Annotated in this window: 18 protein-coding genes and 1 other annotated feature; of the genes, 9 read left to right on the top strand and 9 right to left on the bottom strand. The window is 67.9% G+C overall.

The genetic code is table 11. From position 1 onward, the window contains the following. Positions 1-100: 100 nt before the first annotated feature. Complete coding sequence (locus GGQ91_RS27300; protein WP_182593262.1) at positions 101-1567, top strand: amidohydrolase family protein; 1467 nt, start codon at positions 101-103, stop codon at positions 1565-1567. 19 nt (positions 1568-1586) lie between these two features. Here GGQ91_RS27300 and GGQ91_RS27305 read toward each other — a convergent pair whose 3' ends face one another. The 5 genes from GGQ91_RS27305 to GGQ91_RS27325 all read right to left on the bottom strand — a co-directional run bounded on the left by GGQ91_RS27305 (position 1587) and on the right by GGQ91_RS27325 (position 7160). Then, a complete protein-coding gene (locus tag GGQ91_RS27305; RefSeq protein WP_182593263.1) occupies positions 1587-3179 on the bottom strand; it encodes an ABC transporter substrate-binding protein in 1593 nt (530 codons plus the stop codon). A gap of 645 nt (positions 3180-3824) precedes the next feature. Then, positions 3825-4760, bottom strand: a complete 936-nt coding sequence (locus GGQ91_RS27310) for a PDR/VanB family oxidoreductase (RefSeq protein WP_182593264.1) — start codon at positions 4758-4760, stop codon at positions 3825-3827. Positions 4761-4764: 4 nt separating this feature from the next. Beyond that, positions 4765-5334, bottom strand: coding sequence for an MOSC domain-containing protein (locus tag GGQ91_RS27315; RefSeq protein ID WP_179698056.1), 570 nt, complete (start codon positions 5332-5334; stop codon positions 4765-4767). Further along, a complete protein-coding gene (locus tag GGQ91_RS27320; protein ID WP_182593265.1) occupies positions 5331-5723 on the bottom strand; it encodes a Rid family detoxifying hydrolase in 393 nt (130 codons plus the stop codon). The genes GGQ91_RS27315 and GGQ91_RS27320 overlap by 4 nt, the downstream gene beginning before the upstream one ends. A 108-nt stretch (positions 5724-5831) precedes the next feature. Continuing rightward, a complete protein-coding gene (locus GGQ91_RS27325; protein ID WP_182593266.1) occupies positions 5832-7160 on the bottom strand; it encodes an MFS transporter in 1329 nt (442 codons plus the stop codon). Positions 7161-7328: 168 nt separating this feature from the next. On the opposite strand from GGQ91_RS27325, the gene GGQ91_RS27330 reads away from it, so the two are divergent. Beyond that, positions 7329-7940, top strand: a complete 612-nt coding sequence (locus tag GGQ91_RS27330; protein ID WP_043385352.1) for a helix-turn-helix domain-containing protein — start codon at positions 7329-7331, stop codon at positions 7938-7940. Positions 7941-8280: 340 nt separating this feature from the next. Here the strand turns inward: GGQ91_RS27330 and GGQ91_RS27335 are convergent, their stop codons facing one another. After that, the gene (locus GGQ91_RS27335; RefSeq protein WP_182593267.1) at positions 8281-9027 is read right to left on the bottom strand and encodes a glucose 1-dehydrogenase; all 747 of its coding nucleotides are present in this window, start codon (positions 9025-9027) and stop codon (positions 8281-8283) included. Between the two features lie 106 nt (positions 9028-9133). Between GGQ91_RS27335 and GGQ91_RS27340 the strand changes: the two genes are divergently transcribed. Next, positions 9134-9511 carry an ArsR/SmtB family transcription factor gene (locus GGQ91_RS27340; RefSeq protein WP_182593268.1) on the top strand — a complete coding sequence of 126 codons (378 nt, stop codon included), beginning with the start codon at positions 9134-9136 and terminating at the stop codon, positions 9509-9511. A gap of 165 nt (positions 9512-9676) precedes the next feature. On the opposite strand, the gene GGQ91_RS27345 is transcribed toward GGQ91_RS27340, so the two are convergent. Further along, on the bottom strand, positions 9677-11161 hold the full coding sequence (locus tag GGQ91_RS27345) for a SulP family inorganic anion transporter (RefSeq protein ID WP_182593269.1): 1485 nt from the start codon (positions 11159-11161) through the stop codon (positions 9677-9679). 114 nt (positions 11162-11275) lie between these two features. Beyond that, positions 11276-11331: a sequence feature (sul1 is cis-regulatory element that is thought to sense ions involved in sulfur or methionine metabolism; They are found in Alphaproteobacteria), on the bottom strand. A 337-nt stretch (positions 11332-11668) separates the two neighbouring features. Between GGQ91_RS27345 and GGQ91_RS27350 the strand changes: the two genes are divergently transcribed. The 3 genes from GGQ91_RS27350 (at position 11669) to atzD (ending at position 14227) form a co-directional block, all read left to right on the top strand. Continuing rightward, positions 11669-12133 (top strand): nuclear transport factor 2 family protein, encoded by a 465-nt coding sequence (locus GGQ91_RS27350; RefSeq protein WP_182593270.1) that lies wholly within the window; start codon positions 11669-11671, stop codon positions 12131-12133. Then, positions 12130-12714 carry a TetR/AcrR family transcriptional regulator gene (locus tag GGQ91_RS27355; RefSeq protein WP_182593271.1) on the top strand — a complete coding sequence of 195 codons (585 nt, stop codon included), beginning with the start codon at positions 12130-12132 and terminating at the stop codon, positions 12712-12714. The genes GGQ91_RS27350 and GGQ91_RS27355 overlap by 4 nt, the downstream gene beginning before the upstream one ends. A 406-nt stretch (positions 12715-13120) precedes the next feature. Continuing rightward, complete coding sequence (atzD, locus tag GGQ91_RS27360) at positions 13121-14227, top strand: cyanuric acid amidohydrolase (RefSeq protein ID WP_182593272.1); 1107 nt, start codon at positions 13121-13123, stop codon at positions 14225-14227. Positions 14228-14564: 337 nt separating this feature from the next. Here atzD and GGQ91_RS27365 read toward each other — a convergent pair whose 3' ends face one another. Continuing rightward, on the bottom strand, positions 14565-15449 hold the full coding sequence (locus tag GGQ91_RS27365; RefSeq protein WP_182593273.1) for a LysR family transcriptional regulator: 885 nt from the start codon (positions 15447-15449) through the stop codon (positions 14565-14567). A 103-nt stretch (positions 15450-15552) separates the two neighbouring features. Here GGQ91_RS27365 and GGQ91_RS28475 point away from each other — a divergent pair, with 103 nt between their 5' ends. From GGQ91_RS28475 to GGQ91_RS27375, 3 genes are read left to right on the top strand one after another with little or no spacing between them, the layout of a single operon-like run. Beyond that, positions 15553-15801 carry an NAD(P)H-binding protein gene (locus GGQ91_RS28475; RefSeq protein ID WP_210281464.1) on the top strand — a complete coding sequence of 83 codons (249 nt, stop codon included), beginning with the start codon at positions 15553-15555 and terminating at the stop codon, positions 15799-15801. Further along, positions 15798-16448, top strand: coding sequence for a Rossmann-fold NAD(P)-binding domain-containing protein (locus GGQ91_RS27370; RefSeq protein ID WP_210281465.1), 651 nt, complete (start codon positions 15798-15800; stop codon positions 16446-16448). The genes GGQ91_RS28475 and GGQ91_RS27370 overlap by 4 nt, the downstream gene beginning before the upstream one ends. A 29-nt stretch (positions 16449-16477) precedes the next feature. Continuing rightward, a complete protein-coding gene (locus GGQ91_RS27375) occupies positions 16478-17629 on the top strand; it encodes an epoxide hydrolase family protein (protein ID WP_043384528.1) in 1152 nt (383 codons plus the stop codon). Positions 17630-17897: 268 nt separating this feature from the next. Here GGQ91_RS27375 and GGQ91_RS27380 read toward each other — a convergent pair whose 3' ends face one another. Next, positions 17898-24281 carry an autotransporter outer membrane beta-barrel domain-containing protein gene (locus GGQ91_RS27380; RefSeq protein WP_246410958.1) on the bottom strand — a complete coding sequence of 2128 codons (6384 nt, stop codon included), beginning with the start codon at positions 24279-24281 and terminating at the stop codon, positions 17898-17900. Positions 24282-24504: the final 223 nt, after the last annotated feature.

Genomic DNA, 24504 nt, shown 5'->3' on the forward strand with positions numbered 1-24504 from the left:
TGGCCCGCGCGATGCGAAACTCGGGCCGCGCTGCGCCGCAATACCGGCCCGATCAGGCACCGATCTTGCCCGCCTCGTCGGCGCCAGAGAGAGGGTATCGATGTACGACGATGCTGCGGACAAGAGCGCCGGCGCCACCCTGGTGACGGGGGCCCGGTGGGTCGTCGCCTGGGATCCCGACAGCGGCGGCCACGTTTACCGCACCGGCGCGGATGTGGTGTTCGAGGACGGCGTCCTGATCCATGTCGGTCCGGATTACGCAGGCCCCCCGCCGGCCCGGACCATCGACGCCTCCGGCTGCCTGGTCATGCCCGGCCTCGTGGACATCCACACCCACCTGTTCTCGGAGCCGATGAACAAGGGCATGTGGGACGAGGTCGGCAGCCAGCGGCTCTACAACACCTCGCTCTACGAGTACCTGCCGATCCTTCGGCCCGACGCGGAGGGCACCCGCGCCGCCTACGGGGTGGCGCTCGCCGAGTTGGCGCTCTCGGGCGTCACCACCGTCTGCGACCTCGCTTTGCCGAGCGACGGCTGGCTCGATCGCCTCGGCGCGTCGGGCCTGCGGGTCTGCATCGCCCCGATGTTCCGGTCGGGGCGATGGCTCACCCGGAACGGCCACAGCGTCGAGTACGAATGGGACGCGGCGGCGGGCCAGCGCGGCCTGGAGCAGGCGCTCGCCGAGATCGAGGCGGCGCAGCGCCACCCGAGCGGACGCCTCTCCGGCATGCTCTGCCCGGCCCAGGTCGACACCTGTACGGCGGAGCTGATGCGCGACGCCCATGCCGAGGCGGTCCGGCGCGACCTGCGGTTCCACACCCATGCGGCGCAGTCCCTGTCGGAATTCCACGAGATCACCCGCCGCACCGGGATGACGCCGATCGAGTGGCTCGACGATCTCGGCGTACTCACCGAGCGCACGATCGTGGGCCACGGGATCTTCCTCGACGACCATCCCTGGACCCACTGGCACAGCCCGGGCTCGGACATGCGCCGCCTGGCCGAGCGCGGCGCCACGGTCGCCCATTGCCCGACGGTCTTCGCCCGCCGCGGCATCGCGCTCCACCATTTCGGCCGCTACCGCCAGGCCGGGGTGAACATGGGCATCGGCACGGACGTCTACCCGCACAACATGCTCGACGAGATGCGCCTCGTCGCGTACCTCGCCCGGGTCGTCGCCGAGAATCCCCGCGATACCCGCGCGGCGGACGTGTTCCACGCCGCCACTGTGGGCGGCGCAAGGGCGCTCGGGCGCGACGACATCGGCCGGCTCGCGCCGGGCTGCAAGGCCGACTTCGTCCTCGTCGACTGCGCGCATCCGGCCATGCGGCCGTGCCGCGATCCCGTGCAGTCGCTGATCTACTCGGCCGGCGACCGCGCGGTCCGGCAGGTCTTTGTCGACGGCCGCGAGATCGTGCGCGACGGCCGCGCCCTGACGGTCGACTACGCGGCGGCCGCGGCGGCGCTGGAGGAGGCGCAGGGCCGTGCGCTGGCGCAGATCCGGCAGCTCGACTGGGCCGGGCGCGGCCCCGACGCCATCGCGCCGCCGACCTTCCCGGGGCTGTGAGGCCCCGGCGCCGTGATCCTCAGGCGGGCCGGACGTTCCAGAAGGTCGGAAACCCGTCGAGGATCCCGGTGAGGCGGGAGCGGTATGCGGTCGGCTGCAGGTACTGGCCGAGGGGGTAGTAGGGCACGTCCTCCATCGCCTGGAGCTGGATGTCCCGGCACAGGGCGGCGCGGGCCGCCTCGTCCGGAGCCGTGAACCACGCGTCCCGCAGGGTCTCGATCCGCGGGGTCGTGGCCCAGCCGGCATAGCCGCTCTCGCCGGTGCCGCGCAGGGCGATGTAGCCGGCGGGGTTGAGCCAATCCATGCCGGACCAGTTGGTGACGAAGGCGCTCCAGCCGCCCTCGGAGACCGGCCCCTTGCGGTTGCGCCGCTGCAGCATCGCGTTGAACTCGACCGCGTAGACCTCGACATTCATGCCGACGCGCTGGAGCAGGTCGGCCGCGACCTGGCCGAGCGCCAGAAGCGGGGCCGAGTTCGACGGCACCATCAGCAGCACGGTCTCGCCGGCGTAGCCGGCCGCTTTCAGGTCGGCCCGCACCTTGGCCGGATCCCGCGGTGTGGTGAGCGGCCCGAGCCCGTCCGTCGAGGCCATCGGCGTGTCCGGGCAGAAGAAGCCGAGGGGCACGTGGAACAGGCTGGGATCGTCGGCGCCCACCACGCCCTGCATGCAGGACGTCTGGTCGATCGCCCCCCAGAGCGCCCGCCGGATCGCCGGGTTGTTGAAGGGTGGCTGCAGGTGATTGACCCGCAGCATCGTCACGAAGCCGGTCGAGTCGAGGACGCGGGTGGTGACGCCCTTGGCGGCCTTCAGCAGACCGAGCTGGTCGTGCGAGGCGTATTCCTGCCAATCCGCCTCGCCGGCGACCAGCGCCGAGGTGGCCGTGGATGTGTCGCCGATGACGCGCCACTCCACCCGGTCGTAGTGGACGATTTTCGGACCGGAGGTCCAGGTGGGTGTGCCGTCCGTGCGGGGCACGTAGCCCTCGAAGCGGGTGTAAACCGTGCGGTCGCCGGGCACGCGCTCGTCCGCCTTGAAGCGGAACGGCCCCGAGCCGATGAGTTCCGGCACCTGCTGGAACGGGTCGGTGACGGCGAGGCGCTCCGGCATCATCGCGCAGACCGGCACCGAGGCCTTGCCCAGCGCGATCGGCAGGAGCGGGAAGGGGCGCTTGAGGCGGAACCGGATCGTCCGGTCGTCGGGCGCCGACAGCTCGTCGGTGGCCTCCATCAGGGAGCCGCCGAACGGATCGCGCTTGGCCCAGCGCCGCAGGGAGGCGACGCAGTCGCGGGCCAGCACGAGGGTCCCGTCGTGGAAGCGCAGGCCCTCGCGCAAGGTCAGGTCCCAGCGGCGACCGTCCTCCTCGATCCGGTGGCCCTCGACCATCTGCGGCGTGGCGCGGAAGGCGCCGTCCATGCCGTAGAGCGTGTCGAAGACCATGTAGCCGTGGTTGCGGGTGATGTACGCGAAGGTCGTCACCGGATCGAGCGTGACGAGATCCTGCTGCGGGATGAAGCGCAGGGTTGTTGTGGCCTCCGCGCGGACCCGGGATGGTGCCGCGACTGCGCTCGCCACGACGGCTCCGGCTCTCTGCAACAGCGTACGCCGCTTCATCGGACAAGTCCCACTCTGCGCGGGCGGTGATTGGACGACCGCTCGCGGTGGTCCGGTACGATCACCGAACCTGGCAACCCGCAGGCTTGCAGGAACGAGGCCGCGGTCCGTCGGGTTCGGACCCGTCGCGGGGGCCACTCTGCCGGCAGGCTGGCACTGTGGAGGAGGGCGGCCTCCCGCCTTTCGGCTGCTCAAGCTCGGATGGCAGAAGCGGCTCGACCACCGCCCAGAGGTCGTCGGATACGAGCGCGTCCGTACCTGCATAACCTGCTCAGTACGGATTTGTCCGGCGTTCTCAGGCCTCCGCGCCTGTCCGATCGCGCCCGCTCATGAGGCATTGTCGAAGCTAGCTCGATAACCGAATTGCGCGCGAAGCAGTCAATCGAGGGTCAAGCTCGGGCGGCTGCTTGGTGCCCAATGCAGCCATCTGATCGCGTCACCGCCGAACTTAAAAGCGGACTCGCCCCGAAGCGCCCGTCCGGCAAAGCCAGCGGCGGTCGCTCACTCGTTGCAGGCAAGGCGATTCAGCTCGTGGCGCTGCATCTTCTCGTTCAGGGCATGTCCGAGACGGTAGCCTTCATCACGAGCGGCCCGTGCCGGGGCTGAGGCGCCCCGGTCAATGAGCCTGGGTCGCACTGCGAGGGATCAGAGGGCGAGCGTCAGGGTCCCGCTGGCGCGGGAGACGCAGGGCATCAGGTGATCTCGGCGTCTGGCCTGGGGCAGCACGACGTCGCGGTGGATCACGTCGCCTTCCCGGTAGCCGCATTCGCAGGCGCCGCACACGCCGATCTCGCAGGACGAGGGCATGTTGACCCCGTTCTGGCGCAGGACCTCCAAGAGCGAGGTCTCGGCGGGGACATGCAGGGTCGCGCCGGTCGAGGCGATCTGCACGTCGAAGGGTTCGGGCACGAAGCCCTCGACGACCAGAGGCGCGAAATGCTCGACATGCACCTGATCCGCCGGCCAGCCCAGCGCCTGCACGGCCGCCGTCAGGCTCTGGGGTCCGCAGGCGTAGAGGTGGACGCCGTCCTCCGGCGGCCCGAGCGTCGCGGGATCGAGCCGTTCGCCCTCCGCGGAGAACCAGCAGCGCAGGCGCTCGCCGCAGACCGCGCGCAGCTCCTCCAGCAGGGGAGCCTGCGCGGCCGAGCGCGCGCAGAGATGGAGCGTGAAGTTGCCCCCCGTCGCGGCCAGGTGCCGGGCCATGGCGGCGACGGGCGTCACGCCGATGCCGCCGCCGATGAGCACGTGGTGCCGCGCCCCGGCAGTTAGGAGGAAATGGTTGCGCGGGTGCGAGATGGGGACGCTCGCCCCGGCGCCGAGATGGGCGTGTGCCCAGGCCGAGCCGCCACGCCCGGCTTCCTCGCGCTTGATTGCCAGGACGTACCGGCTTCGGTCGGCGGGGTCGCCGCAGAGGGAATACTGCCTCACCCGCTCGTCCGGCAGGCGCAGGTCGACATGGGCGCCGGGCTCCCATGCGGGCAACTGGGGGCGCCGCGGATGGACGAGGGTGAGGCGCACCACCTCCGGGGTGGTGGCGATGGCCTCCACAACCGTCAGCTTCATGACGATGCGTGCGGACATCGCCTCACTCCACCAGGGTGATCGGATCGCCCGGCCGGATGATGCCGCCGCGCTCGATCCCACAGTTGAGCCCAGAGCGGTTGTAGAGCGGCAGGTAGACGGGGAGGCCGAGCAGTTCCTCAAGATACTTGCACGGGAAGTTCAGCCGCCCCCCGCGCAGGATCACCTCGCCCACCTGGAAACGACGTCCGACGAGGTGGTTGAGGGGTACGCCGCGCACCGTGAGATTGCGGCGGTGGTCGATGGGCGCCAAGTGGATCGGCCCCTCCTGAAGCGGTGGATCGTTGCGCGCGAGGGCGTCGAGGACTTCCTGCTCGATCAGCGTCACCTCGCGGGTGTCGGCCTTGGGCGAGTAGGTGCCGGTGCCGAGGCAATAGCGGTCGCCCTCGATGCCCCGGCCGGCGACGCAGCGGGCCTCCGTCAGCTCCTCCATCTCGTAGCTCGCCGCAGGGGCGATGTGGATGTGGAGCAGGCTGCCCTGCCACCCGGTGGCGCCACCGGGTACGCCGTGGGCGACCGAACCGACCTTGTGGGCGAAGGCCTCGATATGGGGAGGGGCCGAGGTCGTGCTCATCGTGCGGGTCCTGTCGCGAGGGCGATAGCCTCGACCTCGACCAGGGCGTCGCGCGGCAGGCGCGCCACCTCCACGGTGGAGCGCGCCGGGGCGGCTTCGGAAAAATGCTCCGCGTAGACGGCGTTCATCGCGGCGAAGTCGTTCCTGTCCTTCAGGAACACCGTGGTCTTGGCCACGCTCGCGAGGCTGGCGCCGCCGGCTTCCAGCACCGCCGCGAGGTTGGCGAGCGAGCGGCGCGTCTGCGCCTCGATCCCCTCTGGAAACGCCCCCGTGGCCGGGTCGATCGGCAGCTGCCCAGAGGCGAAGACGAGGTCACCCACTCGGGTGGCCTGGGCATAGGGTCCCACCGCCGGCGCGGCGGCCTCCGTCACGATGATCGTTCGAGTCAAAGCCGCCCTCCTTTGAGGCATTCTCGCCTGTTTTTATTCCATTTTAGTGGAAAGATGTCCACTGCGTGATCGCGTCGCTTCGCTTCAGTGATGCGGCCGTTGCTGCGCTCAGTCGATGGGCTGCCGGGCCGTCTCCGGCGCCAGGAAGGTCGCCACGAGCGTTACGCAGGCGAGGACGATGAGGTAGGTTGAGATCGGCCACGTCGCCCCGCCGCTCCAGGCGAGGAGCGCGGCGGCGATCAGCGGGGTGAAGCCGCCGCTCAGGGCCGCGCCGACCTGGAACCCGAGGGAGGCGCCGCTGTAGCGCAGGCGGGCGTGGAACATCTCGGACATCCAGGCGGCCCCGGTCCCGAACATGATGCCCTGGCCGAAGCTGAGGGCGACCGCCACCGTCAGGGCGATGATGGTCGGGTTGCGCGTGTCGAGGAGCTGGAACATCGGGAAGGCGAAGGCGATTGAGAACAGGCAGGCGGCCACGAACAGGGTCTTGCGGCCGTAGCGGTCCGACAGCCAGCCGAAGGCCGGGATGGTGAAGAGTTCGATCACCGCCGCGATCAGGATCCCGTTGAGGATCACGCCCCGCGACAGCCCGAGCTGCCCGGTGACGTAGGAGATCGAGAACACGGTCACCACGCTGACATAGGCGATCTCCGAGACCTTCAGGCCCACCGCCTTCAGGAACAGGCCCGGATGCTCGGTGAGGATCTCCATCACCGGCAACCGGGCCGTCGCCGCCCAAGCCTTGATCGCCCGGAAGGCCGGGGTCTCGTGCAGCCGCAGGCGGATGAACAGGCCGACGAGGACCAGCGGCGCGCTCGCCAGGAACGGCACCCGCCAGCCCCAGGACAGGAACGCCTCCTCCGGCAGGAGGCCGGTCAGGGCGAAGGCGCCGATCGAGAGGATCACCCCGATCGGGTAGCCGAGCTGGACGACGCTGCCGAAGAAGCCGCGCCGCTCCTGCGGCACGCTCTCCACCACCATCAGCACGGCGCCGCCCCATTCGCCGCCGATCCCGATGCCCTGGACCAGGCGCAGGGCGACGAGGAGGACCGGGGCCAGGATGCCGATCTGCCCATAGGTCGGCAGGCAGCCGATCAGGAATGTGCCGATCCCCATGATCATCAGGGTCAGGGCCAGCATGGCCTTGCGCCCGACCCGGTCGCCGAAATGGCCGAACACCGCCCCGCCGAGGGGCCGCGCCAGGAAGCCCACGGCGTAGGAGCCGAACGCGGCGATGGTCCCCACCACCGGATCGATGCTGGGGAAGAACAGCTTGTTGAACACCAGCGCGCTGGCCGTGCCGTAGATCAGGAAATCGTACCACTCGATGGTGGTGCCGATGACGCTCGACCAGACGATCTGGCGGCGGTCCGCAGGGGTCACGGGATCCTGCGCGGCCAGCAGGGTTCCATCCATCGGGAGGGCGGCGTCGACCATGTCGGTCATCCACTTTGAAAGAGGAATTTCCACTCAAGGCGATACAAGCCGCGTGCCATCCGGACGCGCCGGTCCGGCGGACACGGCCGCGCGGGTCGTGCTAAGTCCCTCGCACGAGCTTCCGGGAACGAGGGAGCGCTCTGGCCGGGGGACCAGGACGACGTGCCGATGACGGTCATGACAGAGGGGCGGCGCGAGCAGGCCGACGCCGAGGCCCGCTCGCAGCTCCAGGTGCTCGCCGGAGAGATCCGGCGGCGGCGCAAGGAGCGGGATTTCTCCCTGGAGGCGCTGAGCGCCCTGTCGGGGGTGAGCCGGTCGATGATCTCCAAGGTGGAGCGCGGCGAGGCGGTACCGTCGACGGCGGTGCTCTCCCGCCTCGCCGAGGCCCTGGACGTGACCTTCTCGCGCCTGATGTCGCCCGCCACCGACCGGGAGGTGCTGCTGATCCCCGCCGCCCGTCAGCCGGTGCTGCGCGACGAGGAAACGGGCTTCCTGCGCCGCTGCCTCTCGCCCGTCCTGCCGGGCCGGGGAATCGACATGGTGCTCAACACCCTGCCGCCGGGAGCAACGGCGGGGGAGTTCGTCGCTCACCGCAGGGGCGTCTCGGAATACATCTTCGTGCTGAAGGGGCGCCTGCGCGCCGTCATCGGCGAGCGGTCCCTCGTGGTCGAAGAGGGGGACAGCCTGTATTTCGAGGCCGATGCCGGGCACGCCTTCACCAATCTCGGGGCAGAGGCTTGCCAGTACTTCCTAGTCATCGACGCAACGCGGCTGCGGTGAGCGTCCCCTCCAACGCCGGATGAGGGTCGCCCCTAGAATAACCGCTTTGGAGAACCGCCGGCGGCAGCTTGGGCGGCCGGGTTGGATCGGTAGCAGTCCGTCCGCTTCTCCGGCGGACCTTCTTGAAAGCGGACCGACGGTTTTCGGCCAAGTCCAGCCCCGCTGGCGTGTGGCTCCGAATGACCGGATTGGGTGGAAAGCCGCAGGTCTGCTTCCGGTGCGAGAGACAGCAAAGCAGACGCTATCGAAGGGTTGACGTAGTTCGACAACGCTCGTCCTGCGTTGCGCTCCTGCGCGCAGCCCCTGTCTGGCCCGTGCGCGCAGGTCTAGTCGTTATGTTTCAGCGAATACCGCCGCTGGCGGTGATGTTCTCGCCGGTAAGCCAGCGCGCGTCCTCGGACGCGAGGAACGTCACGACGCCCGCGATGTCATCCGGGTGGCCGGCGCGGCCGAGAGGTGTCTGTGCGACCATCCCGGCTTCCATCTCCGAGCCGGAGATGCCGGCCGTGTGCGTGCCTTCGGTCACCACGTAGCCGGGGCTGACCACGTTCACGCGTATCTTGAGCGGGGCCAACTCATTGGCGAGGACGCCCGAGATCGCGTTCACCGCGCCCTTCGTGCCCGCGTAGACCGCCGCCGCCGGCGTTTGCACGTGCGTGATCGCCGAAGAGATGTTCACGATGCTCGCGCCTTCGCCGAGATGCTTCACGGCCGCCCGGGTCGACAGCAGAATGCCAAGCACGTTGACGTCGAACTGGCGGCGATAGTGTTCCTCTGTGACCTCTTCGATCGCCGCGAACTCGTAGATGCCGGAGTTGTTGACCAGCACGTCGAGCCGCCCGAACTCCCGCACCGCCGCCTCGATCACACCCTGCGCCTCGGACGCTTTGGACACGTCGCCCTGGACCGCGATGGCCCTTCCGCCGGCCGAGGTTATGGCCGCCACGACGGTGTCAGCCCCGGCCCTGCTGGACGCGTAGTTCACCACCACAGCGGCGCCATCCTGGGCCAACGCTCTGGCGATCGCCGCACCGATGCCTTTGGATGCTCCGGTCACGACGGCGACCTTGCCCTCAAGCTTCGACATGTGTGCTATCTCCGACTGGGACCGGCTCCGGGATGGCAGCCTTAGGCCCATAGTTCGGAACTTCGGAACTAATGGAGCGTCGTTCAAGACCCCATATGGACGAAATATGAGACCCCTGTTTCACCCCGCTATCGATGACGTGCGTCCGGAGGCGATCCTGCACGCGCTCGCCGATCCGAGCCGCGCGGCCATCTTCGCCAAGATCATGCAGGCGGGCTGTGTCGAGGCCTGCTCGGCAGTCTCGGCAGTTGGTGACCGGGTCATCCCGAAATCCTCGCTGTCCAACCACTTCAAGGTTCTGCGCGAGGCCGGTTTGATCCGCAGCGAACGTCACGGCGTCGAAGTGCGCAACCATTCCCGCTGGATCGAGGTGGAGGCACGCTTTCCCGGTCTGCTGGCAGGGATCATCAATGCCTACGCATTAGACCAGCGCCACGACTTGCGCGCTGCGGAGACACCCACACTCGATAAAGACGCGATTTAGATCTGCTTCCGAGAATGCTCCAATCCATCGACGGCGACCGACTCGGATCGGGTGCGGACCGGCTGCTCGGGGTGGGAAGCGGCATGACTGCTTCTGAGCGTGTTGATCGCAAAGCGGCCATCCTCACGCACTGCCAACGCGATGCGAGGATGGCCTGCCGTCGAGTTAGTGACCGCCGACGGCGAACGTCGCCCCAGGCTTGTCGTGGGTGCCAATGCGCTCGACCATGGTGGCTGTCGCCTCGTTCATGCCGACGACGTCAACTGAGATGCCATGGTGGCGAAGCTTCAGGACGACCCGGTCGAGGGCGGTGATGGCGGAGATGTCCCAGAAGTGCGCCGCCTGCAGGTCGATCACCACTCCTTTCAGTTCTTCCTCGCGAAAATCGAAGGCGGCGTGGAAGGCTTCCGCCGTGGCGAAGAAAATCTGCCCGGTTATCCGGTAGGTCCGCACGTCGCCCTCGCCACGGGAAGACCGGACGGCGAAGAACTTCGTGACCTTGTGGGCGAAGAACAACCCACTCAAGACCACGCCGAACAGCACGCCCTTGGCGAGGTCGTGAGTGGCGACCACCACAGCGACAGTTCCGAGCATGACCACGCTCGACGCCTTCGGATGGGTGACCAGCGTGCGCAGGGATTTCCACTGGAAGGTGTTGATGGAGACCATGATCATCACGGCCACGAGCGACGCCATCGGGATCTGCGCCACGTAAGGCCCGAGCACCACGATGAGGAACAGCAGGAACACACCGGAGAATAGGGTCGAGAGGCGCCCGCGGCCGCCGGAGGAGACGTTGATGACCGATTGCCCGATCATGGCGCAGCCGGCCATGCCGCCGAGGAACCCGGAAGCGATGTTGGCGACGCCCTGGCCGGCGCATTCACGGTTCTTGTTCGAAGTCGTGTCGGTCATCTCGTCGACGATGGCCGCGGTCATCAAGCTCTCCAGCAAACCGACCATGGTCAAGGTCAGCGAGACCGGAAGGATGATCCACAGCGTGTCGAGGGTGAACGGCACCTGTGGCAGGGCCACCCACGGCAGCTCGCTCGGGAGCGCCCCCATGTCGCCGACCCTGTGGATGCCGAGGCCGAGGTACATCGAGACGGCGGTGAGCAGGACGATGATCACCAGCGGTGATGGCACGGCCTTGGTCAGGTACGGCAGCCCGTAGATGATGCCGAGGCCAACGGCGGTCATGACGTAGACCGTGGTGCCTTGGCCGAGGAGCTCGGGCATCTGCGCCAGGAAGATCAGGATCGCCAAGGCGTTGACGAAACCGGTGACCACCGACCGAGAGACGAACCGCATCAGGTTGCCCAGGCGCAGGGCCCCGGCGACGATCTGCAGGAGCCCGGTGAGGATGGTGGCGGCGTACAGGTAGCCCACCCCGTGGGCCTTCACGAGCTCGACCATGAGCAGCGCCATGGCGCCGGTGGCGGCCGAAATCATCGCCGGCCGGCCACCGGCGAAGGCGGTGACCACGGCGATGCAGAAGGAGGCGTAGAGGCCGACCTTGGGGTCGACGCCTGCGATGATCGAGAAGGCGATGGCTTCTGGAATGAGGGCCAGGGCGACCACCGCGCCGGCCAATAATTCACGCGTGACCGTGTTCGGAACCCATTCGCTCCGGAGATGTGCGAAGTTCATGTTGGATAGGGACTTTCATCGTCCCGGCACGCGAAGCGTCTGCAAACCCGTGCGGGAGGCGCAAGACGGCAGGTCGGCCCCCGCGGGAGTCCGTGACACAGTCGCCGTCAATTGCGTGGTCCGGCGGATCGGCGGCCGGAAGAGCCACCCGGGCTTTCACCGGGTCCTGTCCTATACCGCCCTCGTACATCAGCAGGGTGGTGCGTTGCAATATCCCAACGATGTCCGGCGCGTCGCCTACCGCAGGATCGGCTTCGACGTCCCAGCATTTGCACGTCTGCTGACCGGGCCTGCTCAGGCGGCATTGGACGACTGGGTGGGGTCGATTGCGGGAGGGCCGCTCAGGGTGGCTTCCCGCCGGTCTGCTTTCAGAGCCAAGATCGGAGGAAGCTGCCGCTCGCCGCATGCAGATCCCCGAACCGACAGTAGGAGTGCTCCCAGGGGGCTTGATCGGTCGGCCACCATGTTGTACCGAACGGTACAACATGGTTCTGAAAGGTGATTCCGATGTCCCGGCCCCCGCTTCCCCCGTTCACTGAAGAGTCCGCGATCCAAAAGGTGCGCCTTGCTGAAGACGGCTGGAACACGCGCGATGCGGCCAAGGTCGCGACAGCGTATACGTCCTATACACGCTGGCGGAACCGTGTCGAATTTGCGAACAATCGGGAGGAGGCACAAGATTTCCTCACACGCAAGTGGAATAAAGAGCACGAATACAGGCTAATCAAGGAGCTTTGGGCCTTTACCGGCAACCGTATCGCTGTGCGCTATGCATATGAGTATCGTGACGACGGCGGACATTGGTTCCGCGCCTACGGAAATGAGAACTGGGAATTCGCTGAGGACGGATTGATGGCCCACCGCCATGCCAGCATCAACGAAATGCCGATCAACGAGACGGAGCGGAAATTCCGTTGGCCACTGGGCCGCAGACCCGACGATCATCCCTCGCTCAGCGACCTCGGCCTTTGAGCGCTAAGCGCGCCCCGACCGAGCGTGCCGATGCCGTCCCAGCACTAGCTGAAGCGTTCCGCGAGCACGGGTTCGAGGGCGCGAGCCTGTCGGTACTGTCGCAGGCGACCGGCCTCGGCAAAGGCAGCCTCTACAACTTCTTTCCGGGCGGGAAGGAAGAGATGATGGAGGCGGTTCTTGCCGACATAGACGCTTGGTTCGAGAACGTGATTTTCTCGACGTTGGAGCATGCAAATAATCCGACGGCTGCCGTCACGTCCATGATCGAGGACGTGACGGTATACTTCCGATCCGGCAGAAGGGTATGTCTGGTCGGCTGCATTGGTCTGAATGCCTCTGGAGCCGCTTTCGCGGTGCGAATAAGAAGTTATTTCGCTCGCTGGATATCTGCTCTCGCTCAGTGTTTAGAAACCGGTGGAGTTTCCAAATTACACGCCTCGAAACTCGCGGAGGAGGTGGTTTCGGGGATACAAGGCGCGATTGTGCTGGCGCGAGCCTTAGAGGACGACGCCGTCTTTCTCCGGGTTGTTCATCGACAGCACTCCATTTTACTCGAAGCAATAAGCAATCACAGAGCATAACGACAAGTAACGTTATCGAGCATGCGCCTTAAACTGTGCTACAGCCTCCGGAAAACAAAGGTACGACGAAGCTGCTTGCATCCAAGTGTTCGGTTCCAGGACGCCACGAAGCAGTCTGGAACAGCCGGACTGGGTCGCTACCGGAACGGCGGCAGGGAGTGGTCTGGAGACGGTCTGCTTCTACCGCAGATTGGGCCAATGTGCTGGTTCGGAGTCGGGAGCCGATCGACGACTTGCTCCGCCCGGGCGGTAGAATGCTCAGGGATTCTCCGAAGATGGTCCGGTCTGTGCTTGCCCCTGCTGGCCACCCGATCGTGCCGGTTCCTGTCGTCGCTGGGCGCGCGGACGGACGATGGGTTTGCCCCGATGAAAGGGCGGCGCCCCTTTTTTCCACCCTGGTTCCCCCATGCCCGAATGCCTCGTCTTCCGCGTGCCCGCGCAGCATCCCGCCGACGTCTCCGAGGTGATGGGCCTCGTCGCTTCCGGGGCGGTGGACGTGACCGAGATCGTCGCGATCTTCGGCAAGACCGAGGGCAATGGCTGCGTGAATGACTTCACCCGGCAGCTTGCGGTGATGGCCCTGGAGACGGCGCTCGCCACCGCCCTCGGCTGCACGGCGGCGGAGGTCGGCGCGCGGATCGCCCTCGTCATGTCCGGCGGCACCGAAGGCGGGCTGTCGCCGCACTTCCTCGTCCTCGCCCGGCGTGACGGCCCTGCGGTGCCGGAGGGCAAGGCGCTCGCCATCGGCACGGCCTTCACGCAGGAGTTCCGGGCGGAGGAGATCGGCCGGATGGCGCAGGTCGAGGCGACTGCGGCGGCGGTCGGCCGGGCCATGGCAGAGGCGGGGCTCACCGATCCCGCCGACGTGCATTTGGTGCAGGTGAAGTGCCCGCTCCTGACGAGCGCTCGGATCGCCGAGGCGGCCGCCCGGGGCCACGGCGTTGCCACACACGACACCTACGCCTCGATGGGCTTATCCCGCGGCGCCTCGGCGCTCGGCATCGCCCTCGCCCTCGGGGAGGTCGACCGCGAACATCTCACGGATTCCGCCATCGGCACCCGACGCGATCTTTTCTCCGGCCGCGCCAGCTGCTCGGCGGGGATCGAGCTGATGCGCAACGAGATCATCGTGCTCGGCAACTCCCAGGGCTGGACAGGCCCGCTCGCCATCGCCCACCGGGTCATGGACGACGGCATCGACCTGCCCGCGATTCGGGGGGTGCTCACCGACCTCGGCTTCCTGGAAGCGGGGCAGTTGCCGCCTCATGAGTCGGAGCGCGTGATCGCCCTGCTCGCCAAGGCCGAGCCCTCCCATGATGGCCTGATCCGGGGACGGCGCCACATCATGAACGACGACAGCGATATCAACGCCACCCGGCACGCCCGTGCCTTGGTCGGCGGCGTGGCCGCCGCGGCGATCGGCCGGACGGACCTGTTCGTCTCCGGCGGCGCTGAGCATCAGGGGCCGGATGGCGGCGGGCCGGTAGCGGTCATCGCCCGCGTGAGGGACTGAAGCCGTGCGCGGGGCCGCAGAAGTGCGTCCGCTCTGCCGAGGGCCGTTCGCCAAAGCAAGCTGGTAGCCCTCGGTCAGCTCCCGCGGCGCCAACGCGCCTCCGAGCGCCTTCGATCGGTGGACGGCAGTCCTTCGGCTTTAGGGCAAGGACGCATCGAAAGCTGACGTTGATGGGCGATGTTGCCGTCCCGAAAACATTGAACATCGGAAGGCAACACATTCACTCAATTCAACTGTGACGATGCCGTGAGACGCGCAATGACCGGATCGGCGATCAGCCGGGAGGGTGCCCGGGAAGACGGCAAACCCTGTGCCGGATTGCAGCTTCGACTTAGCGCTAACGCTGCAATCCATCGAAGCTGGCAACCAGCGCGTCGATGAAGACTCGCACCTTGGCCGACAAGCTGCGGTGGCTCGGGTAGATCGCGTGAATCACGGTCTCGATGCCCTCGGCGGTGGGCCATAGCCGAACCAGCCGGCCGTCCGCGACGTACGGCCTCGCAAGGAAATCGGGCAGGTACGCGATGCCGGCGCCGCCCAGTACCACTGGCAGCAGAGCCGCGGAGTCGGAGATGGCAACGGCCGGCGGCAGCTCGATGCGTCTGGCGTCGTCGGTCGCATTGTCCTGGTAGGCCATGGCCCGATCGCCGTAGCTGATCAGCGTATGGTCGGTGAGGTCGGCGGCGTGAGCGGGCGTTCCCCGCGCCGCGAGGTAGCCGGGGCTGGCGCAGAGCCATGCCTCCGAGACCAGCAGCCGGCGTGCGATCAGGTCGCTGTCCACGAGGGGGCCCACCCGGATCAGCAGGTCGGCCGTCTCGGCCGGCATGTCGATGAACCGGTTCTCGACCGCCAGCATCACGCGGACCTGGGGATAGGCGACCATGAACCCCGGCAGCATGGGAGCGACCAGTGCGGTCGCGACCGTGAAAGGCAGGCTGACCCGCAGCGTACCGGCCGGAACGCCTCCCAACCTTTCGAGTGCCGTGCCTGCCTCGTCCACGTCGGCCAGGATGCGGATCGCGTGCGGCCGAAACAGCGTACCGGCGTCGGTCAGCCGCAAATGCCGCGTCGAGCGGTCCATCAGTACCACGCCGAGATCGCGCTCCAGCCGTGCGAGCGCGCGGCTGACCCCCGACTTCGGCAGGCCGAGCGCGCGCGCCGCGGCCGACACGCTCATCAGGTCGGTGATGCGCACGAACGCGCGCAGGTCGGAGAGCTGCATTGTCGTTCCACCTTTTGCAACACCCTGTCCCATCTCGCCCAGCTAATCGCAGGAGAGCGCAACGCCTATTCACCTGATCGGCGAGCGGATGGAGGAATGAGTGGTGGATGGCGCGCAGACCCAGCACTTGGTGGTCGTGGCAGGAGCCACCGGCGATCTCGGCACCCGGATCGTCAAGGCACTGACGGCCAAGGGTAGGCCGGTACGGGCGCTGGTGCGCCGGCCGGCCGATGAGCTGGCCCGCGGCAACGTCGAGCAAGTCTCCGTGGATTTCGGAAACGGTGTTGCGCTGACTCACGCCGTCTCCGGCGCCGCGTGCGTCGTGTCTGCGCTGAACGGTACGCGCCGGTGATCCTCGACACGCAAGGGCAACTGCTCGACGCGGCGGTGGCAGCCGGCGTGCCGCGCTTCATCCCGTCCGACTTCTGCCTGGACTATCTGACAACTCGGCCGGGCGACAATCGCAACATGGACCTGCGACGCCAATTCGCGGCCCGCCTCGATGCGGCACGGATCCGTGCGACCTCGATACTCAACGGGCCGTTCGCCGACCTCCTCGAAGGCCAGGCTCCTATCGTGCTGCACCGCTTTCGCCGCGTCCTCTTCTGGGGCGATGCCGACCAGGTGTTCGACTTCACCGCCAAGGACGACGTCGCCGCCTACACCGCGGACGCGGCGCTCGACCCTGCTGCGCCCCGCCATCTGCGCATCTCGGGCGATCAGATCAGCCCGCGCGGGCTGGCCGAGCTGTTGACCAGCCTGGAAGGCCGGCGCTGGCGGCTGCTGCGCGCCGGCGGCATCGGTCGCCTGAGCGCGATCATAGCCGTCGCGCGCGCGCTGACCCCGGAGACCGACGCGCCGTTCCCGGCGTGGCAGGGGATGCAATACCTGCGCGACATGTCGACCGGGCGCGGCAAGCTGCACGGCTTCGACAACACCCGCTACGGCAAGACCGATTGGACCAGCGCCGCAGCCGTCCTCGCCCCCACGATCCGCTGAGCATCGACCCGCCAAGGGAAAGCCATGCCATGACCGACGCTATCACTCCCTTCCCGATCCGGGTCGCCGACGCCGACCTGACCGACCTGTCCGACCGCCTCGCCCGCACCCGCTGGCCCGATGCCGGCACCGTCACCGACGGGAGCCAAGGTCCGACCGTGCACGCCATCCGCCGTCTGGTCGGCCGCTGGCACGATGGCTACGATTGGCGGGTGGCAGAAGCCCTCATCAACGGCTGGGGCAGCAGCCGCACCGTTATCGACGGCCTCGGCATCCACTTCCTGCATGTCCGCTCGCCCGAGCCCGATGCCCAACCGCTCTTGCTGGCGCATGGCTGGCCAGGCTCGATCCTGGAGTTCCGCGACGTGATCGGGCCGCTGACCGACCCTGCGGCGCATGGCGGAAATCCGCGGTGTGCGTTCCACCTCGTGATCCCGTCGATGCCGGGGTTCGGATTCTCCGACAAGCCGACCGGGCCAGGTTGGAACGTCGGCCGCATCGCTGGCGCCGATGTCGAGCTGATGCAGAGGCTGGGCTATGGCGACCGGTGGTTCGCCCAGGGCGGCGATTGGGGTGCGGCCGTGGTGACGGTGCTGGCGCACATGCGCGCGCCCGGCCTCGCCGGCATCCACCTGAATATGGTCATGTTCCAGCCGACAGAGGACGAGATCGCGGACGCGACGCCGGAGGAGCAGGCGATGCTGTCCGGCATGGCGCGATACGACCGGGTGCAGTCGGGTTACATGAAGCTGCAGAACACGCGTCCGCAGTCGGTCGGATTTGCGCTGGCGGACTCGCCGGTGGGGCTGGCGGCCTGGATCTACGCGCTGTTTCAGGACGTGACCGACAGCGGCGGCGAGCCCGAGCGCGTGATCCCGCTGGACCACATGCTCGACGACATCATGCTCTACTGGCTGCCGAACGCCGGAGCCAGCTCGGCGCGGTTCTATTGGGACAACGCGCAAGGCCAAGCGGGTATGCCGAGCGAACCCATGCCGCTGCCAGCCGGCGTCAGTGTGTTCCCCGGTGAGGTGATGCGGCTGTCACGGCGCTGGGCGGAAAAGCGTTTCGTGGACCTGCGTCATTACAACCGGCCCCCAAGGGGCGGACATTTCGCGGCCATGGAGAACCCTTCGGCCTTGGTCGCAGATGTGCGCGCGACGTTCGCGAAGGTCGGATAGTTCCAGGTGGCTCGGCCGCCACGCGAGGTCATCATCGTGGTCCAGTGCGCGTCCGCATCCCCGTCTGATGCGTCCGATCTCTGTCCGCTTCGAACTTGCGTCGCCCAGCACCGAGAAGGACCGCTTTCGGGACGTAGCAACGGCTGTCGGGACGGTCGATATGGGTCGTTTGGAGACGGTCCGCTTTTGGACGAAAGTGGCGAAAGTAGATGCCCCACGGCATCCAATCGACCGCGATGGGTTTTGGTGAGGTCGGCAGCAGCCTTTCTCAGAAGCGCAGCTGCATCCGAGCAGTCCCCGCATGCGAGAGGAAGTGGTCTCCGACTTGACCTTGATACTCGCCGGTCACCTCGATGCCGCCACCGAGGCTGACCTGAAAACCCAGCCCCACTTCGCCGAGGCGATCGGGGATCGATGATTCCGTAGCGAACAGGCCCAGCGCGCCGGTCCCGTTAAAGCTCGCCTTGCCGGTGAAATGGTCGTCCGACAGGAGTGTCACGCCAAGGGTGCCGTAGGGGCGGACCCAGCGCCCCCCGTCGAGGTCGATCCGGCCGCCGATCTCCATCATCGGGCTGAATGCCACCAGCGTCTTGGCCACCGGCCGCATGTCGAGGTTGAAGCCCGGCGCCCCGGTCTCGGAATAGGCAGGGCTGTAGCTGTAGAGCAGGTCCAGATCCGCGTAGGGCTTGAGATACCAGTCGCCGAACAAGACTTGGTAGCTCGCCCGCAGCCGACCGCCCGCGGTGAGGATTCCGGACTTGCTGCGCGCCGTGGCGGTAGCCCCACCAAAATCGATCAGGCGTTTGTTGTCGGCCCAGGAATAACCAAGATTGGCCGAAGCTGCGAGCAGCCAGGGGCCAATCTGGTGCTTGAGCGCCGCAGAGACATCGGCGGCATCGCTCGTTGTCCCGGTGATCCGGTCGGGGTCGCTCTGGATCGCCCGTGTGTAGGCGCCAGTGAGGCCGAAGAACCAGTCCGGGGCGAACTCGGTCTGAAGTCCGCTTTGGTAGCTGAGGGCGGTCTGACGGTAGCCAACGTCGTCCGCGGTGGCGGATTGGGTCGTGTGAGCGCTGGTGATGCGCCCCCAGACGCATTCACCCTCACGCAGGAGCGTACCGGTTCCCGTGAACGCCGGGCAACTCATGGCGCGCTGGAGACCCTTGCGGGTATCGAGCGTCCGGTCGGTCAGGTTGTCCTGGTTGGATTCTGGCTTCAACTCGTCCAGGGCGGCGGCATAGGCCTTCGAGCTGTCGACGGAGAGGAAGCGTCCGTAGAGCGTGCCCAGCTTCGTCGTGTTTCCATCCCAGGCATCCTGCAGGCCTTGCGCCACGCTGCGCTGGTCCTCGGTCAGGGTCACGCCGACCGGCGCCGTGAAATGAGCCTGCGGCACCAGCGCGATGCTGTTCCCCGTCGAGACGATCGTCCAGGAGATTGGGATGGCCCCCGAGCTGATGCTGCTTCCGGTGGCGCTGGCGCCGACGTTCTCCACTTGGCCGGCCCTGAGGAAAGTGTAGCGGCCGGGCGAGAGACCATCGATCACGTGCGGCTCGACCACGCCCCTCAGGGAGGCGGTGCCGGTGACGGTCAGAAGATCGTTCCGCAAGGCGGGATCTGTCGCCAGCGGTGCGATATCGACCAACAGGCGCCCGGACTCGGTCTGCTCGAAATTGCCGGTTATCGTCGCCCGGGCGACTTTGCCGACCCCGCCGATGTCGAGGATGGCGCCGTTGCGCAGGCGGCCGCCATCTCCCAGGGCGATGACACCGTCGGGACCGGTGCGCAGGATCGCCGAAGCTGCGCCGTCGAATCCGTTGTCGAACAGGACGCGACCCGTCTGCCCTCCGCCTGTGAGGTCGACGTCACCGATCAGCGTACCGCGATTGGTGATCGTGCCGGTGGTGAACGCGCCGACGATCGCCCGGCCCGAGGCGGCGCTGACCACGGCGCCCTCCTCGATGGCGATCCTATTGTCGTGCCCACCCTCGACGCGCATCGCCGCGCCCGCGCCGCTGCCGCCAGTGACGAGGCCGCTGACCCGGATGACGATCTTGCCGCTGCGGCTCGGATCGGGCTCGAGGCTACCATCGGTCCGCTGGACGCCGGATTGCGCCAGGATCGCGTGGGCGTCCAGGCCGGACGCGATGATCGACCCGGCCGACTCGATGGAGATATCGCCGCCGCTCCCGGTTACGGCGCGGCTTCGCACGGGCTGCATCGCCGTCTCGCCGGACAGGCCGACGAGGAGCCCGCCACCTCCGCCGAGGCTCTGAGCGACGATGCCGTGGGATTGCGTGCCCGCGGTGTGGATGACGGAGCCCTGCTCCAGGTTGACCCTGACCGCACCGCCGGAGCCGCTACTGCCGTCCGCCAGTCCGTAGGGGATCGCGTAGCCCATGGCCTGATGGGCGCCGCCGTAGCCGCCGCCACCGCCGATCGACTGCAAGAGCAGGGCCGGTGCCGCGTCGCCGGTGGTCAGGATCTGCGCGCTCGCCCCCATCCTGACCTGGATCGAACCGCCATCGCCAGCGGCACCACCCGTGCCGCCCAGCCCGAACGTATATTTATGGCCGCCCGGTCCCGCCGCCACGGAGGCGAGCCCGCCGCCGCCGCCGATGCTCTGGGCAAGGATGCCGACCGCGCCGAAGCCGCTCGTGGCGACTGTGCCGTCCTGAACGATCCGCACGGTGCCGCCATTGCCCGCCATGGCTCCGGAGCCGCCGAGCGTCAGGCTGCCGGACTTGGCCGAGACGGAGGCAGGATCCTCCGGCGGTGCGATCTGTACGATGTCGAGCGCTGCGAGCAGCGCATCCGTCAGCGCCTTGGCATCGCTCTTCGTGTCATCCTTGGCGCCACTCTTGGCGTCGCTCCCGGAGCCGTCCTTGGTCGTGCCATCGTCAGCCGCGTCGTCGCCAGCCGGTGCGGCGAAGCTGCCGCCGCCGCCGCCGATGCTCTGAGCGACAACGGCATGCGCCTCGATCCCGGCCGTCGCGATGGTGCCGCGGTTTTCGATCGTGACGTCGCCGCCATGCGCGCCGACACCGCCGCGGCCGCCGACGTTCAGATTGAGTGTCAAACCCTTGTTGACTTGGCTGTCGACGCTGGCGCCGACACCGGTCCCGCCGCCGCCGCCGATGCTCTGCGCGTAGAGGCCGTAGGCTGCATTGCCCTCTGTAGCGACCGTACCGAGGTTGAGGATCCCCACAGGACCGCCAGTATTGCCCGTGCCGCCCGAGCCGCCGACGGTCGCCGCGATGTTGGTCGCATTGGTGGCCTGTGCGAACGAAACGCCGCCCTGGCCGCCGCCACCGCCGATGCTCTGCGCCATGATCCCGTGAGCGGAGGCTCCAAGGGTCGTGATCGTCCCCTCGTTCTTGACGTTGACCTCGCCACCGGAGCCTCCGCTTGCCCCGTCGCCGCCGAGAGCCAAAGTTGCCGAGACATTGGGCAGCTTGGTCCCGGTCTTCTTCTGTGTGTCCAGGTAGTTTGAGATGCCGGTCGAGTAGGATTTCAGCGCCTTGCCGAAATCCGATTTCTTCAGCTTGTCAGCGAGCCCCTTGTAGGTGTCGCTGGCCTTGATGTCCTTGAGGAATTGTTCAAGCGATTTCCTGTCGTCCTTGTTATTTTTGTCGGCGGCCCACTGCTGATACGCTTCGACGCCGATCGCCTGCTTGATCTGTTGCCAGATCTCCCCGACGGCGTCGGGCGCGACATCCGTTCCGGCCGCGAGGCTGCCCCCCGTACCGCCGCCGCCGCCGATGCTCTGGGCAAGGATCCCGTGTGCGCCGTCACCCGAGGTCGCGACCGTGCCGGTCGCGGCGTTGAAGACAGCCACTGGGCCGCCCATGCTACCGGTCCCGCCGGATCCGCCAAGCTGTCGGGTGATTTTGAACGTACCCGTGGCGGCACCCGACACCTCGCCGCCGTTGCCGCCGCCGCCGCCGATGCTGTGGGCCTGGATGCCGGTCGCGTTCGAACCGCCGGTCAAGACCGTGCCTTCGTTCGTGACCCGGACGGTACCGCCGCGGTTGCCGACGCCGCCTGAGCCGCCAACGGTATCGCTCACCGACAGGGTGTCGGCGATCGGGAGCTTGCCGAGAACTTCGTTGAGGGTCTTGTCGAAGGAGACTCCGGACGTCGCGACTGCCGAGGCCGGCCCGGCATTACCACCGCCGCCGCCGACGCTCAGCGCGAGGACGCCGATCGCAGCGTCGCCTCCGGTCGTGACGCGACCCGCCTGAGTGACGGTCACGTCGCCGCCGGTACCACCGCCTCCACCCTCCCCACCGCTCCGATCGCGGTTCTTCCCGCCGATGCCCCGGGTGATGGCGATGTTCTGGCGCAGGCTCAAGGTGTTGCTCGTCGCGGTCGCGCCACCGCCGGTTCCGCCGCCGCCACCGATGCTCAGGGCCTCGATGCCGGACGCGCCGTCGCCGGAGGTCCGCACGGTCCCGCGATTGGTGATGGTAGCGCTGCCGCCGTTGCCGCCGCCGCCGCCCGTGCCGCCGAGGATCGTGGTGGCAGCCACAGCCATCTGCTGCGGCGGTGCGACGGCCAGCGCGTAGGCCGTCGCACCGCCGCCGATTCCGCCGCCGCCGCCAACGCTGAGGGCGAGGAGGCCGGTCGCCCCATCGCCGTAAGTGGTAACGAGGCCGGTGTTGGCGACACGCGCTGCGCCGCCCGCGCCACCATCCCCTCCCGAACCGCCGATCGCGGTGGAGAACGCGAAGCTCGGCAGCGCCTTGCCGGTCGGGGTCACGAGGGGTGCCGTGATCGCTTGCGCGTTGGCCAGGCCGCCCACGCCGCCGCCGCCGCCGATGCTGAGCGCCGCGAGGCCGTCCGCGCCGAGGCCGACGGTCGTGACCGTGCTGCCGCTCTCGATGACGGCGGAGCCGCCCTGTCCGCCTCGGCCTCCGCTCCCGCCGATCGCCCACGACGCCGAAAGCCCTACACCCACCGCCTTGGTCCTGGCCTCGCCGCCGGCACCGCCGCCGCCGCCGATGCTCTGAACCAGCACGGCCGTCGCGCCGTCACCGCCGGTCTCGACCGTACCGCCGACGCCCGTGAAGCGGGCGAGGCCGCCATCGCCGCCGCCGCCGCCGCTGCCGCCCAGGCCGACAGAGAAGAAGGCATTCGCCGTGAACGCGTCGCCGCCGATGCCGCCGCTGCCGCCGATGCTCTGGACGAGGGCGCCGTATGCGGCGTCACCCGCGGTCACGATCCTGCCGCCGGCATCGACGATCTCGGCGGTGGCGCCTCTCCCCCCGGTGCCACCGGTACCGCCGGTGGAGAACCACAGCGTCCTGCCCCCGGCACCGCCGCCATTTGCCTCGGACCTCACGGCCAGGGGCGAGAGGGGCAGGGCCGTGTCGGCGCTGCCGCCACCGATGCTCTGCGCGACCAGACCGATCGCCCCGGTACCGCCGGTCGTCACGGTGCCGCTGTTGGTCAATGTCACTGATCCGCCCGTGGCGGCATCCCCACCCTTGCCGCCGCCGAAGATGCCGTCGCCGCCCCTGCCGCCGGGGCCGCCGACCGACTGCGCAACGATGCCCAGGGCATAATCGCCCTGCGTGACCACGGTGCCGCGCTGGATCACCGTGACGGTGCCGCCGTCGCCGCCTCGGGCTCCATCCCGTCCACCTGCATCGCCCTGGCTTCCGCCTCGACCGCCGATGCTCTGGACGAGGGCGCCGAAGGCATAGTCGCCAGCCGTCCTGATCGTGCCGGCCATGTCGAGGCGCGCAGGGCCACCGATGCCGCCCTGCGTCACCTCGGGCTTGCTGTAGGCGGTTCCTGTTCCGCGGTTGCCGCCTGCGCCGCCGATGGACTCGACGATCGCCGCAGTAGCACCGGCACCGTCGGTGCTCACCTGCCCGGACGGCGTCACGACGAGCGAAGCCGACCCGCCGGTCCCGCCCTTCCGGAACGCAGTCTGGTCGGCGGCAACCCCGCCTGAGCCGGCATTTCCCCCGGTGGCGCTCACTCGCACGCCAAGGAAGGCTTGCCCCACGGTCGAGACCATGGACGAAACGGTGAGCGCAACTGGGCCGGCATCTCCGCCGCCGCCGAAGTTCGTGAGGGCGAATCCGCCATCCCCGCCCCGGGAAAAAACGAGGAACCGGGGAATGGGCTTGAATTCCGGCCGAGCGCCGCTGCTGACTTGGTCGCCCAGTCCGGCGACGTCCTCCAACAACGTTACCGAGACGGCACCGCCGGCGCCTCCGTTGGCGCCGAAAACCGAACCGAGGCCAAAATCGTCGCCTCGTCCACCGCGTCCGCCCTTCGAGCCAATTTGGAGCGTCACGGCGGGATCAAGCCCGGCGGCTGCGGTATCGACATCGATCAAGGTCAGATCGCCGCCAGCCTGGCCGGGCGTGGCAGAAGTGTTCCGCCCAATGATGACGACTTTGCCATCCCGGCCATCTGCGCCGATGACCACTTGGGGTTGGGATTGCTCGGCGGCGTGCGCAGAGAAGCTGACGATCAATGCCAGGGTGGTGGTGGCCGTAACCAGAAATCGTTCGCGGCTACGGACCGTCCCGTGGCAAATTAAAACAGTTGGCTGACCTGACAGAGACGGCATCGAGAAAAGGCTCTTTGCTCGCACGGATCCGCACATCTGCGCAGCCCTCAGCGAGAGGGTTGGGGTCATCGGTGCACGGATTGCCCGTCATCGAGGCCGCCCAATTCGACGAATGTTTTCCTCAAAGATGGTTAACAAAATCTTTACGACAGACCCATTCCCGTAAGCCTGGCAGAACATCTTCAGGGCGGCCATCGATTAATGGCTGTATAATTCGACATCGACGCAATGATGGAGAACAATTCCGAATATCAATTGCTGACCGCGCGGGGACAAGGCGCGGTCTGACATC

The sequence above is a fragment of the Methylobacterium fujisawaense genome (genome assembly GCF_014138435.1).
GTDB lineage: Bacteria > Pseudomonadota > Alphaproteobacteria > Rhizobiales > Beijerinckiaceae > Methylobacterium > Methylobacterium fujisawaense.